This window comes from Ramlibacter aurantiacus (assembly GCF_016722895.1).
GTDB classification, from domain to species: domain Bacteria; phylum Pseudomonadota; class Gammaproteobacteria; order Burkholderiales; family Burkholderiaceae_C; genus Ramlibacter; species Ramlibacter aurantiacus.
Window position 1 is genome coordinate 347,820 of sequence record NZ_JAEQNA010000001.1, and the last position, 15,295, is coordinate 363,114.

General features: G+C 68.8%; 15 protein-coding genes. 10 read left to right on the forward strand and 5 right to left on the reverse strand.

All coding sequences use genetic code 11. From position 1 onward, the window contains the following. Positions 1-71 precede the first annotated feature (71 nt). The 5 genes from JI739_RS01640 to JI739_RS01660 all read left to right on the forward strand — a co-directional run bounded on the left by JI739_RS01640 (position 72) and on the right by JI739_RS01660 (position 4,586). A complete protein-coding gene (locus tag JI739_RS01640; RefSeq protein WP_201682095.1) occupies positions 72-983 on the forward strand; it encodes a LysR family transcriptional regulator in 912 nt (303 codons plus the stop codon). 69 nt (positions 984-1,052) lie between these two features. After that, the gene (locus JI739_RS01645) at positions 1,053-2,057 is read left to right on the forward strand and encodes a Bug family tripartite tricarboxylate transporter substrate binding protein (protein ID WP_201682096.1); all 1,005 of its coding nucleotides are present in this window, start codon (positions 1,053-1,055) and stop codon (positions 2,055-2,057) included. After that, positions 2,054-2,896, forward strand: coding sequence for an amidohydrolase family protein (locus tag JI739_RS01650; RefSeq protein ID WP_201682097.1), 843 nt, complete (start codon positions 2,054-2,056; stop codon positions 2,894-2,896). The genes JI739_RS01645 and JI739_RS01650 overlap by 4 nt, the downstream gene beginning before the upstream one ends. Beyond that, positions 2,893-3,777 carry an amidohydrolase family protein gene (locus JI739_RS01655; RefSeq protein ID WP_201682098.1) on the forward strand — a complete coding sequence of 295 codons (885 nt, stop codon included), beginning with the start codon at positions 2,893-2,895 and terminating at the stop codon, positions 3,775-3,777. The genes JI739_RS01650 and JI739_RS01655 overlap by 4 nt, the downstream gene beginning before the upstream one ends. 53 nt (positions 3,778-3,830) lie before the next feature. Next, on the forward strand, positions 3,831-4,586 hold the full coding sequence (locus tag JI739_RS01660; RefSeq protein WP_201682099.1) for an IclR family transcriptional regulator domain-containing protein: 756 nt from the start codon (positions 3,831-3,833) through the stop codon (positions 4,584-4,586). A 22-nt stretch (positions 4,587-4,608) separates the two neighbouring features. Here JI739_RS01660 and JI739_RS01665 read toward each other — a convergent pair whose 3' ends face one another. The 5 genes from JI739_RS01665 to JI739_RS01685 all read right to left on the reverse strand — a co-directional run bounded on the left by JI739_RS01665 (position 4,609) and on the right by JI739_RS01685 (position 9,872). After that, positions 4,609-5,589 carry a Bug family tripartite tricarboxylate transporter substrate binding protein gene (locus tag JI739_RS01665; RefSeq protein WP_201682100.1) on the reverse strand — a complete coding sequence of 327 codons (981 nt, stop codon included), beginning with the start codon at positions 5,587-5,589 and terminating at the stop codon, positions 4,609-4,611. 55 nt (positions 5,590-5,644) lie between these two features. Beyond that, on the reverse strand, positions 5,645-6,121 hold the full coding sequence (locus tag JI739_RS01670) for an aromatic-ring-hydroxylating dioxygenase subunit beta (protein ID WP_201682101.1): 477 nt from the start codon (positions 6,119-6,121) through the stop codon (positions 5,645-5,647). A gap of 16 nt (positions 6,122-6,137) precedes the next feature. Continuing rightward, positions 6,138-7,394, reverse strand: a complete 1,257-nt coding sequence (locus JI739_RS01675) for an aromatic ring-hydroxylating oxygenase subunit alpha (RefSeq protein WP_435531584.1) — start codon at positions 7,392-7,394, stop codon at positions 6,138-6,140. Between the two features lie 156 nt (positions 7,395-7,550). After that, complete coding sequence (locus JI739_RS01680; RefSeq protein WP_201682102.1) at positions 7,551-7,802, reverse strand: hypothetical protein; 252 nt, start codon at positions 7,800-7,802, stop codon at positions 7,551-7,553. A gap of 27 nt (positions 7,803-7,829) precedes the next feature. Continuing rightward, the gene (locus JI739_RS01685; protein WP_201682103.1) at positions 7,830-9,872 is read right to left on the reverse strand and encodes a PAS domain-containing sensor histidine kinase; all 2,043 of its coding nucleotides are present in this window, start codon (positions 9,870-9,872) and stop codon (positions 7,830-7,832) included. Between the two features lie 321 nt (positions 9,873-10,193). On the opposite strand from JI739_RS01685, the gene JI739_RS01690 reads away from it, so the two are divergent. The 5 genes from JI739_RS01690 (at position 10,194) to JI739_RS01710 (ending at position 15,285) form a co-directional block, all read left to right on the forward strand. After that, complete coding sequence (locus JI739_RS01690; RefSeq protein ID WP_201682104.1) at positions 10,194-10,535, forward strand: hypothetical protein; 342 nt, start codon at positions 10,194-10,196, stop codon at positions 10,533-10,535. 125 nt (positions 10,536-10,660) lie between these two features. Next, complete coding sequence (locus JI739_RS01695) at positions 10,661-11,155, forward strand: TspO/MBR family protein (RefSeq protein WP_201682105.1); 495 nt, start codon at positions 10,661-10,663, stop codon at positions 11,153-11,155. A 101-nt stretch (positions 11,156-11,256) separates the two neighbouring features. Then, positions 11,257-11,721, forward strand: coding sequence for an SH3 domain-containing protein (locus JI739_RS01700; protein WP_201682106.1), 465 nt, complete (start codon positions 11,257-11,259; stop codon positions 11,719-11,721). Positions 11,722-11,841: 120 nt separating this feature from the next. After that, positions 11,842-14,076: a hybrid sensor histidine kinase/response regulator family protein gene (locus tag JI739_RS01705; RefSeq protein ID WP_201682107.1), complete on the forward strand. Its 2,235-nt coding sequence runs from the start codon at positions 11,842-11,844 to the stop codon at positions 14,074-14,076. 117 nt (positions 14,077-14,193) lie between these two features. Further along, on the forward strand, positions 14,194-15,285 hold the full coding sequence (locus JI739_RS01710; protein ID WP_236589025.1) for a calcium/sodium antiporter: 1,092 nt from the start codon (positions 14,194-14,196) through the stop codon (positions 15,283-15,285). The last annotated feature ends 10 nt before the right edge of the window (positions 15,286-15,295 follow it).

The following is a 15,295-nucleotide window of genomic DNA, read 5'->3' on the forward strand; positions in this document are numbered from 1 at the left end:
ATAACCACCGGTGATGCCCCTGCGGTCGGCGCCGGGCCGCGCGCCACAATCGCGCAGGAGCGAGACAACCCATGCAGATCGACATCCTGGGCATCCAGGCCTTCCTGGCGGTGGCCGAATGCGGCGGCTTCGGGCTGGCCGCGCATCGCCTGCACCTGTCGCAGACGGCCATCAGCCACCGCATGCGCAAGCTGGAAGAAACCCTCGGCGTGCCGCTGCTGGTGCGCAGCGGCCGGGGCATCGCCCTGACCGAGGCGGGCAGCGCCCTGCTGCCGCGCGCCCGCGCCGCCGTGCAGCAACTCGAAGCGTCCTGCGACACCATCCGCAAACATGGCCAGAACGCGAGCCGGTGGGTCTCGCTGGCCTGCCTGCCCACGCTCGCGGCGCCGCTGGCCGTGCCCCTGCTGGGCGACTTCCAGGCTGCCTACGGCGGGTGGCAGGTTCGCCTGCACGACAGCTCCATCCCGGAGATCGTCGACCTGGTCGAGTCCGGCACCGCGGCCTTCGGGCTCACCGTGGCCCATGGCGTCAAGGCCAGCCTGCAGGTCGAGCCCATCGCGGACGAGCCCTTCGTGCTGGCCTGTCCGCCGGGCCATCCGATGGCCGGGCGTGAGCAGGTGCGCTTCGAGGACCTGCTCGACCAGCCGTTGATCCGCATCAGCCTGCCCTCGGGCAACAGCATGACCATCGACGACGCCATCGGCCCCTTGCGCGAGCGACTGCGCTGGCCCTACGAGGCGCAGCGCAACGCCATGGCGCTGGAGATGGTGCGCGGCGGGCTGGGCCTGACCATCGTGCCCCGGCTGTCGGTGCGGCCGGTCGACGGCGTGGTCGCCGTTCCCCTGGCAGGCCCCGAGGTCCGGCGCACCCTCGCGGTGCTGACGCGCCGAGGCGCCCGTCTCACGCCGCAGGAAGAGCACCTGATGCACCAGGCCCTGGCGCTGATCCGGCAGGCGCTGGGCGTCCCCAGCCGGCCGGCATGAATGCCTTGCATCGGCCGCGTCGAACAATTCATTTGTGCGCGCGCCCGGCCGGCTTCTAGACTGCCGCGCATGCACGATGCCCACCTCTCCCCCTCCCCCGCCCACGATTCCAGCCGCCGTCGGCTGCTGCTGGCCGGCATCGCCGGTACGGCCACCCTGGCGACCGGCGGCGCGCTGGCGCAGTCCGCGTTTCCCACGCAGCCGGTGAAAATCGTCGTGCCCTTCGGGCCCGGAGGCTTTGCCGACATCACGGCGCGCCAGGTCGCGCAGCTCATGGGCGACAAGCTGGGCCATCAGGTACTGATCGAGAACCGGCCGGGCGCGGGCGGCGTGGTGGCGGCGCAGGCCGTGCTCTCGGCCCCGCGCGACGGCCACACGCTGATCCTGTTCAGCAATGGCACCACCATCGCCACCACGCTGCTCAAGCTGCCCTACGACCCCGAGCGCGATTTCGCGCCGGTGTCGACCATGGCCTATTTCGACCTGCTGCTGCTCGCGTCCGCCAAGGGCCCCTTCGGCGACCTGCGCTCGCTGCTGGCCGAGGGCCGCAAGCGCCAGCTCACCTTCGGCGCGATCAATCCGGGCAGCACGCAGAATCTATCGGCCGAGCTGTTCAAGCGCGTCGCCAAGGTCGATGCCACCGTGGTGCCATTCAAGACCTCGGGTGACGTCATGACCGCACTGCAGCGCGGCGACGTCGACCTGGGCTTCGAGACCTACACGGCACTCAGGGGTTCCATCGACGCAGGCCTGCTCAAGCCCCTGGCCTGCACCGGCAGCAGCCGCACCGAATGGTTGCCCAACGTGCCGACGGTGAAGGAAGCCGGCGTCGAGGGTTATGACGTCACCGGCTGGAACGCCTTCTACGTCGCGGCCGGCAGCCCCGAGGTGGCCGTGAAGGTCTACAACGACACGCTCAGGCAGGTGTTGGCGACGCCCGAGCTGCGGCGGCGCTTCCTGGAGATGGGCGCCGACCCGAAGGCCAGCACCCCCACCGAGATGGCCGCCATCTTCGAGCGCGACAAGCGCAAGTGGGCGCAGGTGATCCAGCAAGCCAACATCAAGGTCTCATGACCGCGGCGCTCTTCGAGAAGCGGCAGCAGCCCGCTGCGCCGCTGGTGGACACGCACGTCCACATCTTCCGCCGCGGCATGCCGCTGATCCCCGATCCGCGCCACAGCCCCGATTACGAATTCACCGCCGAGCAGCTCGAAGCCACGCTGGACGAGCACGGCGTGAAGTTCTGCGTGGTCGCCGCCGCCAGCCCCTGGGGCGACTGCAACGACTACGTGGTGCAGGCCCTGCGCACGCGGCCGCTGTGGCGCGGCACCGCCATCCTCGAGCCGTCCACCGAGCGCATCGTGCTCGAACAGCTGGGACGCGACGGCATGGTCGGCGTGCGCCTGCCCTTCATCAGCCTGCGCGAGCTGCCCGACCTGGACAGCTGGCCCTGGCGCAAGTTCCTCTGGCGCCTGGCCGACATGGACTGGCACGTGCACCTGCACCTGGACGGGCCGCGCATTCCGCAGGTGCTGCCGCAGCTGGAACGCTCGGGCGTGAAGATCGTCATCGACCACATCGGCCGGCCCGACCCGGTGCTGCGCGAACGCTGCGCCGGCTTCGAGGCCATGACGCGTTCGGTCGAGAAGGGCCGCACCTGGGTCAAGCTCTCGGGCGGCTATCGACTGGGCGACCACGCGGTGGAGCTGGCGCGGGAGCTGTGCCGGCGCGTCGGCTACGAGCGCCTGCTCTGGGCCAGCGACTGCCCCTTCGTCGGCGTGGAATCCACCACCTACCGCAGCACCATCGACTGGATCGAGCAGGCCGTGCCAGACCCCCTGCACCGCCACACCCTGGGCCTGAACGCCATCGACCTGTACTTCCGCGGCGTGGCGCGCACGGCCTGCGCATGATCCTCACCGACGCCCAGGTCCACGTCTGGGAAGCGCACCGGCCCGACCGCCCCTGGCCGCCGGAGAGCCTGGCCAGCCCGCAGTTCGTCGCCGTGCCCGGCGCGCGCCCGCACCGCGCGGAGCCCATCGGCGCAGACGAGATGGTGTCGATGATGGACGCGGCCGGCGTGCACCGCGCCGTGATCGTGCCGCCCTCACCGGCCGGTGACTCCAACCTCTGCGCGCTCGAGGCGGCACGGAAGTACCCGGGCCGCTTCGTCGTCATGGGCCGGTTCGATCCGTCGCAGCCCGGCGCACGCGATCGGCTCGCCGTCTTCATGCGGCAGCCGCACATGGCCGGCATCCGCATGACCTTCCACAAGCCGCCATGGAACGAGTGGCTGGATGACGGCCGCATCGACTGGTTCTGGACCGACTGCGAACGCCTGGGCATTCCGCTGATGCTGCTGATCCCCGGCCGGCTGGACGCGGTGGCCCGCATCGCCCAGCGGCACCCGGGCCTTGCATTGGTCGTGGACCACCTGGGCCTGCACAGCAACCACCGCGACGCGCAGTGCCATGGCGACATCGATGCGCTGCTGCCGCTGGCCGGCTTTGCGAACGTGCATGTCAAGGCCTCGGCCGTGCCCTGCTACACCGACGAGCCCTACCCGTTCCGCGCCCTGGCGCCCCTGTTGCGCCGGGTGTACGACCACTTCGGTCCGCACCGCTTCTCCTGGGGCTCGGACGTCTCGCGCCTTCCCTGCAGCTACCGGCAGGCGGTGGAGCACTTCCTGCACGAGCTCGACTTCATCGACCGGACGGACCTGCCCTCCGTGATGGGCGGGGCGATCTCGCGGGTGCTGCGATGGGCGCAGCCGGGGCCGACCGACGGCAGGTGACGGGCGGGGAGTGTCCGCGAGCCGCCCTACCATAGGCGGCTGCGGACACAGCCATGATCAACAGCAAGGACTTCGTCGAATCCCTGGACAAGGGCCTGGCCATCATCGAGGCCTTCGACACCGCCGACTCGCGCCTGACGCTCAGCGAAGTCGCGGCCAGGGTGGGCATCACGCGAGCGGCCGCGCGCCGCTTTCTGCTGACGCTTTCGGAACTGGGCTACGCCCGCGTCGACGACCGCCACTTTTCACTGACCCCCAAGGTGCTGGTCCTGAGCCGCTCCCAACTGGGCGGCAACGCCACCTTCCAGGCCGTCCAGGCCCTGCTGAACCAGCTCGCGGCGAAGACCGCGGAGTCGGTCTCGGCGGCGGTGATGTCCGGTCCCGACATCGTCGTCGTGGCCCGCGCCACCAGTCCACGGCCGGTGTCCGTGCACATCGCCATCGGCACGCGCATGCCAGCCTTCTGCACCGCCATGGGACGCGTCCTTCTGGGCGAGATGGAAGAGGCAGCCGTGCAGCAGCTCTTGAAGCTGTCGCCACCCCGCAAACTCAGTGAGCTCACCCGGGTCGACAGCCGGGAGATCGTGATGGAGACCCGGCGATCGCACGCGCGGGGCTACGCCACCAGCATCGGCGAGCTGGACGTGGGCCTCAACACGCTCGCCGTGCCGGTGCGCACGCCACAGGGAGCAGACCGGCTCTCCATCGGCCTGAGCGTTCCGGCCTATCGCATGTCCGAGCAGGAACTGGTGGACACCTTCCTGCCCGAGCTTCAAGCCACCGCCGCCCGGCTCGCGAACCTCGGCTGAGGGGCGTCGGGCCGCCGTTCCCCTACTCGGTCTTGATGCCGGCCTTGCGGATGATGGGCCCCCACAACTGGACGTCGGACTTGATGCGTGTCGCCAGTTCCTGCGGAGTACTCGCCGTTACCTCGTAACCCTGCTCCTGCAGCTTGCTGCGGATCTCCGGCATCTCCAGCGTGCTGCGCAAGGCGGCGTTGAGCTTGTCCACGACGGGCTGCGGTGTACCGGAGCGCACGAACAGGCCGAACCAGGCGGTGATGTCGAAACCCTTGAGCCCTTGTTCGTCCATGCTGGGCACATCGGGAGCGAAGCTGGAGCGCTGCTTGCCGGTGGTGCCGATCATCCGCAACTTGCCCGCCTTCACGAACTGCTGCGACGTCGAGAGAAAGTCGAACATCATGGAGACGCGGCCTGACAGCAAGTCCTGGTAGGCCGGGGCGTTGCCCTTGTAGGGCACATGGCGGATGTCGATCTCGGCCATGCTGCGCAGCAGCTCGCCCGAGAGGTGGTTGGACGTCCCCACGCCGCCCGATGCATACGTGAGCTGCCCGGGCTTCTCGCGTGCCAGCTTGATGACGTCGGCGACGCTGTTGGCCGGCATGGCAGGGCCGGCCAGCAGGAACAGCGAGTACGAGGCCAGCGTGCCGATGGGCGTGAAATCCTTGTCCTGGTTGTACGGAAGCTTCTCGTTGAGGAATGGCACGAACACCACCGCGGGCATGGCCGCGAACTGGATCGTGTAGCCGTCCGCCGGCGCCCGCGCCACTTCGCTGGCGGCCACGATACCGCCGGCGCCCACGCGGTTTTCCACCACCACCGTCTGTCCGAGCCGGGTCTGCAATCCCCCCGCGATGGTGCGGGCGAGGAGGTCCGACGGGCCGCCGGCCGCGAGCCCGACCACCAGGCGCACGGGGCGGCTGGGATAAGCCTCCTCGTTGCCCTGCGCTGTCGCGGCGAGGACCAGCGAAGCACCGACAGCCAGTGCGAGTGTCTTGACGATCTGGATCATGGCGTGAACCCTTTCAGCGGTTGAAGTCCCCTGCCCCTCGTCCCGGCCGGGACCCTTACACCGGGATGACCAGCAGCGTGTCGATGCGAGTCGAGTCGAGCACGACGAGCCGTTCCCGGATGCGGATCTCGTCGCGGGGTCCGCAGGCGAAGATGTCGTCGTAGTAGCCGGTGAGGAAGGTCTCCGGCCCCTGTCCCTGCACCACGCGCATGAGCGCGAAACCGGTGCGGGCCTTGATGATCTCGCGATGGTCCTCGGTGAGTCGGGTCGGGCCAAGCAGATGGCGATAAACCTGGGGTTCGTAGATGTTGGCTCGACGCAGCGAGTTGATGCGGTCCACCAGCATGCCGCGGCTTTCGCAATCGATGATGCCGGCCATGTGCCCCTGGCGCACCGATTCACGCGTGGTCACCCGGTACACGCAGGGGTCGGTGAAGAAGTCCGGCCACTCCTCGTAGCGCTCGTCATCGATGCAGTGCGTGTACTCGGCCAGCAGGTGCTGGACTAGGGAAAGACGGCTGGAAGAGGTCATGGCGCGCATCCGTGTCCTACAGGCCCATGTGCTGGCGATAACACTGCCAGAAGCCCCGCACCGAGGCCTCGCTGATGCGGGTGTCCTGGCTCTCCACCGTGCGGCCCCCCATCTCCAGGATGGTCTGGTCCATGGGCCGCTCGCCGATGGCGCGCTGCACGAAGTTGCCGACGATGCCGTCCTCCATCGAAACCAGCCCAGCCGGACCGATGAGGTTGGCCAGGCGCAGCCGGGTTCGCAACTGCTCGGGCGTGTCGTCCTCGTAGCCGAACAAGGTCCAGAACAACTCGCACTCGCCCACCCCGCGAGGCACCAGCACCCGCACCGCCAGCGAGTTCTGGATCTGCTGCACCACCATGTTGGGGAACAAGCCCTGGATGGCATGCGTGATGCCATCGGAAAACTCGGGCCAGCTGCGCAGCACGCGCGGATCACGCAAGCTGAAGTCGTCGTCCTGCGCGCGCAGCTTGCCCGACTCGTAGTCGGTGCCTCCGACCGTGTCGGTGGCCATCTTCGAAAAGCTGATGTGGTGGCCGCCGGACTCGTCGAGCGCCAACCCGCCTTCCATCGAGAGGCGATTCAACTTGAAGGTGGTGAGAAAGAGGTGCAGCAGACTGGCGTGGTAGGAATCCTTGACGTTCTCCATGTACAGCTTCCAGTTGTTGTGCAGCACCTGCGAGTAGCTGCCCAGCACCTTGACCGGCCGCGCGAACATGCGCTTGACGTGGGCCGTCATCCGTTCGCCCAGGTACTCCTCGAGCGGCGCCACCGTTTCGGAGAAGCTCGCGAAGACCAGACCGGAGAGCACCTGCACCCGCAGCTTGCGAAGGTTGTGCTGGCTGCGGTCGAAGTCGTCCGGCATGCCGCCCGCCCCGCGGATGCCTCTCTGGAACGCCACGGACTTCAGGTCGCCCTGCAAGCTGTAGCCCCAGTTGTGATAAACGCAGGTGAACTGCTGGCGGTGTCCGCTGGGCTCGAAGCACAGCACCGCGCCTCGGTGCGCGCAGCGGTTCACAAAAGCCGAAAACTCGTCGGGCCCGCTTCGCACCAGGATCACGGGCGTGTCGCCGATCCAGGTCGTCTTGAAGTCGCCGACCCGGGGTACTTCCACGGCAAAGCCGACGAACTGCCAGATCGCTCCGCGGAACAGTCGCTCCTGCTCGGCGGCATACAGCTGCGGGTCGGTGTACACGCGGTAGGGCACCCGGCTCACGCCTGCGGCGGGCCACACGCTCGGCCCGGACGCTTCGGCCGGCATGACAGTCGATGGCATGAAGAATCTCCAGCAACGCATTCGCCATCTCAATGAACTGTGCGCATATCGCACACCGTTCGTCGGATTAAGGGATGCTAGGCCATCTTCCTTCCGTGCGTCAATGGATATGAGGTGCGCTTAGCGCACAAGACGTCGAAGCCGATCGCCCTGCCGTCAAGGCACGAAGCGCTCGATGAACCGCACCGCGTCCGCTTCCAGCTCGAAGGTCACGAGCTGGCCATTCCTGCCATCGGACAGGCGGTGTGCCACGAACAGGCTCCAGCGCCCGCGTGGGTCGTAGCTGGGCGGATCGACCAGGGCGTAGGGATGGGGCACGAACACCTCGTGCAGGAACACCTCGCGCACGGTGTTGCGCGGGGACGGGTAGAGCTTGTAGCGGTCGGTCGAGAAGATCGGCTGCGGCATGCCGCGATTGTGCGCGCTCGCTGATTCTCAAGGCCGGTCCGGCTCGGGCGTCTGTGCCGTGGGGTGCGGCTGCGGCGCTCGAGCAATGGTGAAGTAGAACGTCGCGCCTTGGCCGGGCTCGCTCTCGACCCACATGGTTCCGCCATGCGCCTCGACGAGCCCCTTGGCGATCGGCAGCCCCAGGCCGGCGCCGTGCCGCTCGGCCCGTCTGGCCTGCCAGAAGCGGTCGAACAGGTGCGGCAGGTGCTCGGGCGCGATGCCGGCGCCGGTGTCGCGAACGATGAACAGCACGTCCCTCTCGCGCGCTTGTGCGCCCAGGGTGACGCGCCCGTTCGGTCCCGTGAACTTCAATGCATTGCCGATCAGGTTTTCCAGCACCTGCAGTAGCCGGTCCCGATCAGCCCAGAGCGCTGGCAATTCCCGTGGGACGTCGACGTGCAAGGCAATGCGCGACTGATCGGCCAGATCGAGCTGGGACTGCGCACACTCCAGCAGCACGGCCTTCGCCGGCACGACGGCTGGCGCGACCGACAACTGCCCCGCCTCCATTCGGCCGACGTCCAGGAGGTCCTCGATCAGTCGCGCCATGCGCGAGGCCGCGCGCTGGATGGTGTCGCTTGCCGACGCTTCGGTGCCGGCACGCGGTTGTGCCCGGCGTCGCAGCAGTGCCGCCTGGTTGGCGATGGCGCTCAAGGGATTGCGCAAATCATGGGCGACGATCGCCAGCACCTCATCGCGCAGCGCGATGGCCTTGCGAGATTCGCTGTACAGGCGCGCGTTATCCAGCCCGAGTGCGGTGCGCCAGGCGAGTCTCGTGGCCAGGCGGACGTCCCGCTCGTCATAGGCCCTGGAGCCCCGGGTCGCGACCAGGGCGAGCGCGCCCAGCACGCGGTCGCCGCGCAGCAGCGGCACGGCAAGGACCGAGGTGATCTCCATCGCCGCCAGCAGGCGCTGGTGCAGCTCGGACCGGATGGTGCCGACCAGCTCTTCGCAGCTGGGCCGCTGCAGCAGCATCGGCTCACGCGAGCGCATCACCTCGGGAAGCACGTGCCCTCCCAGGAGAAGCTGCGCCAGCGAGGGAGCGTGGCCTTGTTCCGTCGTCGCTGCCGGGCCCGTGCGTGTCGAGCCGGTGTCAGTCGTCACCAGGACGCAATGGTCGGCCACCCTGCGCGTGACCAGTTCCGTGACCCGGTCGACGATGGCGTCTACATCAAGATTGGAGTCCACGACGGGACCCACGTCGGCCATCAGCTCCTGCTCCTGCTCGCTGCGCTTGCGCTCCGTGATGTCCTCGACCTGGAAGATGAAGTGCACCGGCTCGCCGCTCGGCCCGCGCAGGACCGAACGGCTGAGGCTCACGTGAACGATGGAGCCGTCCTTGCGCATGTACCGCTTCTCCAGGGTGAAGCGCGGGATCTCACCCCGGGCGAGCCGCTCGGCCAGCGCCAGGTCCAGCTGCAGGTCGCTGGGATGCGTGACGGCCTGGAACGTGAGTCCCACCAGCTCCTGCTCCGTGTAGCCCAGGAGTTCGCACAGCACCTGGTTCACACGCAGGAAGCGCCCATCGGTCCCCACCAGTGCCATGCCGATCGGTGCTTCATCGAGCGTGAGCCGAAACCGCTCCTCGCTCTCGCGCAAGGACAGTTCGGTGCGCTTGATCGGGGAAATGTCCGTGATTGACACAAAGAAGCCGCGCACCCCATCAGCCAAGTCCGGCAGGTAGCTCGCCAGGCTGTGCCTGGGCGGACCGCCAGCCGGGTCGGGAATCTCGCGCTCGAACTCCTGAGGTTCCCCACGCAGGACCCTCTCGATGTAAGGCAGGTTGCGGGCGTACAGCGTCGGCCCGAGCAGCTCGCTGATGCGCCTGCCTATCAGTTCGCGCGGGTCCACGCCGAACCAGCGCAAGGAGGCGGCATTGGCGAAGCGGCAACGCTGATCGGCGCTCCAGTAGCCGACCATGGTGGGCAGCCGATCGAGCGCCATGTGCGCGAGTTGGTCCCGCGACGGTGCGTCCGCGGAGTGCCTACCGCCATCGGCTGGCGCAGGCTGGCCTTGCTCGAGTGCGGTCATGGCCGGGCACCTGCTTGGGAACCGGCGCCAGGCATGCATGACGAAGCCGGACCGGGCGAATCGGGCGAGTCATCGAAAACAGCGTAATTCAAGCGGTTCTCCCGTTCATAGGCGCAGCTTGGCTCCCCGCAGCGGCGGCACGCTTGATCTGCCTCAAGGAAGCGGTTGTCGTTCTTGAGCGACGGCCCCATGCGCCATGCTTCCGGTGGACGCGCGCCCTGGCATGCGCCGCCGACCGCAACCCCGCTCACAGTTCGTAATCATCGCCACCGCGCACCTGGGGCAACATGATCTTGAACGCATCAACCAGGAGCACTTGACATGCAGATGAACGAACTCAAGCAGCGCATCGACAAGGTCGAGGAATGCACGGACCAGGCCAAGCACTCCCTGCAGTCGGGCTCGGCCTCGACCGAGCTGGCGCAGTGCGTGCAGCAGATGCACCAGCAGGCGCACCAGCTGCAGCAGGCCTGCAGCCAGCAGAACCAGCAGCAGATGGGGCAGGACAGCCTGCGCCAGCAGGTCGAGCAGCTCGAGCAGCTGGGCGACCGGGCGATGCAGGCCTGCCGCCGCGCCGGCAACGTGGACCCGCAGATGCAGCAGTCCGTGCAGCGTGCGCATGACGAAATCTCCAGCCTGAAGAAGCAGATGCAGATGGGGTAGCGAGCCGCTCCCGCGATGCACGCCGACCCTCCACCTCAGCCCGTCCCGCCACTGGGGCCTGAACCGGGGCCCCCACTCGGGCCCAAGCCCACCCCGCCGCCCGTGCGGACGGAGGCCGTGGGCCGATGAGTGCAGCCTCCAGCCGCGCACTTTCAATCGGGCTTCTCGCCTCGCTGGCCATCACCTTCGCCGCCGCCGCTGTCGGCGCCATCGCATCGAGCAGCTCGGCGGCGTTCTACGCAAGCCTCGATCGTCCGGCGTGGGCGCCGCCGGCCTCGGTCTTCGGTCCGGTGTGGACCCTGCTGTACCTGCTGATGGCGGTCTCCGCCTGGCTGGTGTGGCGAACGCAAGGGCTGCGCAGCGCTTCGGCCGCGCTGGGTGCGTATGCCCTGCAACTGGTCGCGAACGCGCTGTGGACCTGGCTCTTTTTTGCCTGGAAGATGGGCGCGGCGGCTTTCGTCGATGCCGTTGTGCTGTGGGCGCTGGTGGCCTTCACCGCGTTCAAATTCTGGCAGGCGCGACGCGTCGCGGGCGTGCTGATGCTGCCCTACCTGGGATGGGTGACCTACGCCGTCTTCCTGACCTTTTCCATCTGGCGCCGCAACCCGGGCTTGCTGTAGCCACACCCGCCGCAGACCGGCCAGGTCAAAGAACCCTGCACGAGTGCGGAACTTCTCGATGAGCCTCGGTGTCGAGCTTGTTTTGAGGAGTTTCGCAGCGCATGCATTTGTATCAGATGATGAGGAAGACGCTGGCCGGCCTGGCCATGGTCACGGCAGCGGTCGTGGCCCCGATCGAAGCGGCCCGAGCCCAGGCGCTCGTGAGCATCCGGGGCGAGAACGTCAACCTGCGCGCGGCGCCCACGAAGCGATCCGAGGTGAAGTTCCTGCTCGGCTCGGGCTATCCGCTGAAGGTGATCGGTCGCCGCGGATCGTGGCTGCACGTGGTCGATTTCGAGAACGACCGCGGCTGGGTGGCGCGGTCACTCACTTCGCGCAAGCGCTTTTCCATCGTCAAGTCGCCGAGCGCCAACGTGCGTTCGGGTCCGGGGACCCGCTACCGGGTGATCGAGAAAGCAAGCTACGGCGACGTTTTCCAGGTGCTCGACCGCCGCCAGGGTTGGGTGCGCGTGAAGCTCGGCAAGCGCCCGGCCTGGGTCGCGCGCTCGCTGCTCTGGGGCCCGTAACGACGCCCGTGCCGAAGAGCAGCCCCCCGTGAAGACGCACGCAAAAACAACCTGAACCGCCACGCTTAGCTGCTATGGTTCCGTCCCCTGCGGTCGCGCGCTGCGCCTGGGGCCCAAGCCATGCTCCAGCACCCACCGACCGACCGGGAGAACCGTTCCCACGTCCAGGCCGCCCTGCCGCAGGGCGCCATGCCACCCAACGGCCTGGGCTCGCGGCCGCGCGCCCTCACCGGACTTCAGCTGGCACTGGCGGCTTCACTGGTGGCGCCCCTCCTGCTGCTGGCGTATGTCGGCTGGACCTCGTACGGAAATGCCGTGGACACGGCCCGCAACAAGCTGGTTCGCCTGTCGCAGGTGGCGCAGGAGCAGGCCCAGCGCATCGTGGAGACCAACGAGGTCATCTCCCGGGCCATCGGCGCTCGCATCAGCGACAGCGGAAACGACGAACTGCATCCGCAGCGTGAACAGCTTCATGCGCTGCTCCAGCTCTGGACCGACGGCCTGCGGCAACTGCAGTCGGTGTGGATCTGGGACGCGGCCGGCCGGCCAATCGCCACCAACCTGCGCCCGCAGCCGCCCGCCTCGCTGGACGTGAGCGACCGCGACTACTTCCGCTGGGCCCGCGGCAGCGATGCCGCAAGCTGGTACATCACCGAGCCGCTTCGCAGCCGCACCACCGGCGAGCTGTTCTTCGACTTCGTGCGGCGGCGCCAGGCCGAAGACGGCAGCTTCCTCGGGGCCGTCTCGGTGTCGCTGTCGCCGCTGTATTTCGACGAGTTCTTCCGCGAACAGGTCGCGCAGGAACCGGGTTTCTCGCTGTCCCTGGTCCGCGCCGACGGCACGCTCATTTCCCGCTATCCGCCCGCGCCCACCGGCGCGACCCGCCTGTCGCCCGACAGTCCCCTGCTTGCCGCCATGTCCGCTCGATCACCGGCCGGCCAGACCGAGGGCGTCAGCTCGATCGACGACCGGCACCGCTACGTGGCCTACCGCCGCATCGGCGAGCTGCCCCTCTACGCCGCGTCGACAGCCAGCCGATCCGCGGTCCTGCGCCCCTGGCGCGATTCGATGCTCTTGCTGGTGGCGTTCACGTTGCCGCTGTCGCTCGGACTCGCGGCGCTGTGCGGGTTCGCCATCCGGCGCGTCCGAAGCGAGCATGCGATCGCCCTGGCCCACCAGGAGCAGTACGAACACCGCGCAAAGGCCGAGGAAGCGCTGCGGCAGGCGCAGAAGATGGAAGCCCTGGGCCGGCTGACCGGCGGGGTAGCGCACGACTTCAACAACGTGCTGATGGTGGTGCAGTCCAGCGCGGCCCTGGCGCGCCAACTGGAAGTCCGCGGCGAGCCGGTCGCCAAAGCCCTGGCGCCCATCGAGCGGGCCGTGGCCAACGGCGCCCAGCTCACGCGGCAGCTGCTGGCCGTGGCGCGACGCCAGCCGCTGCATGTGCGCACCGTCGAACTCACGCCAGCCATCGCCGCCCTGGCGCAACTCATGTCCAGCACGCTGGGCCGGTCGATCATGGTCACCCACGAGGTGCAGCCTTTGCTGAACATCACCGTGAACCAGGCCGAGCTGGAGCTTGCACTGATGAACCTGTGCATCAATGCGAAGGACGCGATGCCCGATGGCGGCCGCATCCACATCGCCGCGCGCGAATCCCCGCCCCCCGCCGACGCCGACACCGCCGGCGGCCCCTGGTGCCGGCTCACCGTGACCGACACCGGACAAGGCATGGCGCCCGAAGTCCTGGCGCGGGTGACCGAGCCGTTCTTCACCACCAAGCCGCTGGGCAAGGGAACGGGGCTGGGCCTGAGCCAGGTCCAGTCGTTCGCCGTGCAGGCGGGCGGGCGGATGGAGATTTCATCGGAACCCCACCACGGCACGCAGGTCGCGCTCCTGCTGCCGTGCTCCGTGGCCGATCCGGTCACCGAGCCGTCGGGCAGCCTGCCGGGCAGCGAACTGGATGCGGCCGTCCTGCTGGTGGAAGACAACCCGGACATCGCAGCCGCCGTCGGCGCCATCCTTCAGAACGCGGGCGCTCAGGTGACCTTGCACGACAGCGCCGACAGTGCCCTCCACGCGTTGTCGCGTGGCCTGCGGGTGGACGTGGTGCTGAGCGACGTGAGCCTGCCGGGGGAGCGCAGCGGCATCGACCTCGCCCGGCATGTCAGCGCCGGGCCCGAGGTGATCCCGGTGGTGCTGATGACCGGCTTCACCGAACGGCTGCAGGAAGCCACGGACTGCGGCTTCCAGGTGGTCGCCAAACCGGCCAAGGCCGAAGTGCTGATCGACGCGCTGGTCCAGGCCATCGGCTCGCGGGCGCTGCGCAGCCGGGACATGGCGGGCAGGCCGTAGAGCCGGGGCGGCGGAAGCGAGGGGCCACGCCGGGCACCGATCGCGCCCGCGCCCGCCGACGGCTGCCCATAATGCACGGCCAAGCACCGCCGGTGCGCCTGTCCCAGAGGAAACGTCTTGCTGATCGATGCATTCCTGTTCGCGGCCGGCCTGGTCGGCCTGTTCCTCGGCGCCCAGCTGCTGGTGCGCGGCGCGTCGGCGCTGGCGCTGTCGATGGGCATCTCGCCGCTGGTCGTCGGCCTGACCGTCGTGGCCTTCGGCACCAGCGCCCCCGAAATGGCCGTTTCTGTCGGCGCGGCGCTGTCGGGCACCACCGACCTCGCCGTGGGCAACGCGGTCGGCAGCAACATCTTCAACGTGCTGTTCATCCTCGGCGCGGCGGCGGTGATCGCGCCGCTGATCGTGCATGCGGACGTGATCCGGCGCGAGGCGCCGATCCTGGTGGGCGGCGCCGCCCTGCTGCTGGTGCTGGGCTGGGATGGCCGCATCACCTGGATCGAGGCGGCCGTGCTGACGCTGCTGCTGTTCGCCTACACGGGCTTCCTGATCCGGCATTCGCGCCAGGAGTCGCACGACCCGTTCGCGCCGGACGCGGCAGCCGATGTGCCGCAGCCGCAGGGCGGGCGCGGGCGGCAGCTGCTGATGGTCGCCGCAGGCCTGGCGCTGCTCGTCGCCGGGTCGCACGCCCTGGTGAGCGCAGCCGTCTCCTTCGCCCGCGCCTTCGGGGTCAGTGAAGTGGTGATCGGCCTGACCATCGTGGCCATGGGCACCTCGCTGCCCGAGGTCGCCGCGTCGCTCATGGCCGCCGCTCGAGGGCAGCGAGACATCGCCGTGGGCAACGTGGTGGGCAGCTGCATCTTCAACGTCTTCGGGGTGGTCGGCGTCGCCGGGCTGGCTGCCGCGGCAACCGGCGCCGAAAGCCTGGTCGTGCCCGCCGCGATCCGCGACTTCGACCTGTGGGTGATGCTGATCGTCTTCGTCGCCTGCGTGCCGGTGTTCCTCACCGGCGGGCGCATCGCCCGCTGGGAAGGCGTGCTGTTCCTGCTGTACTACGCGGCCTACACGGCCTACCTGCTGCTTGCGGCCAAGCGGCACAGCGGGCTGGAGGCCTTCAGCGACGTGATGCTGGGCTTCGTGGTGCCACTCACCGCGGTGACGCTCACCGTGTCGGTGCTGAACCGGCGCCGGCCGCCGCCGCGCCGGCCGTGAGCCGGGCGGG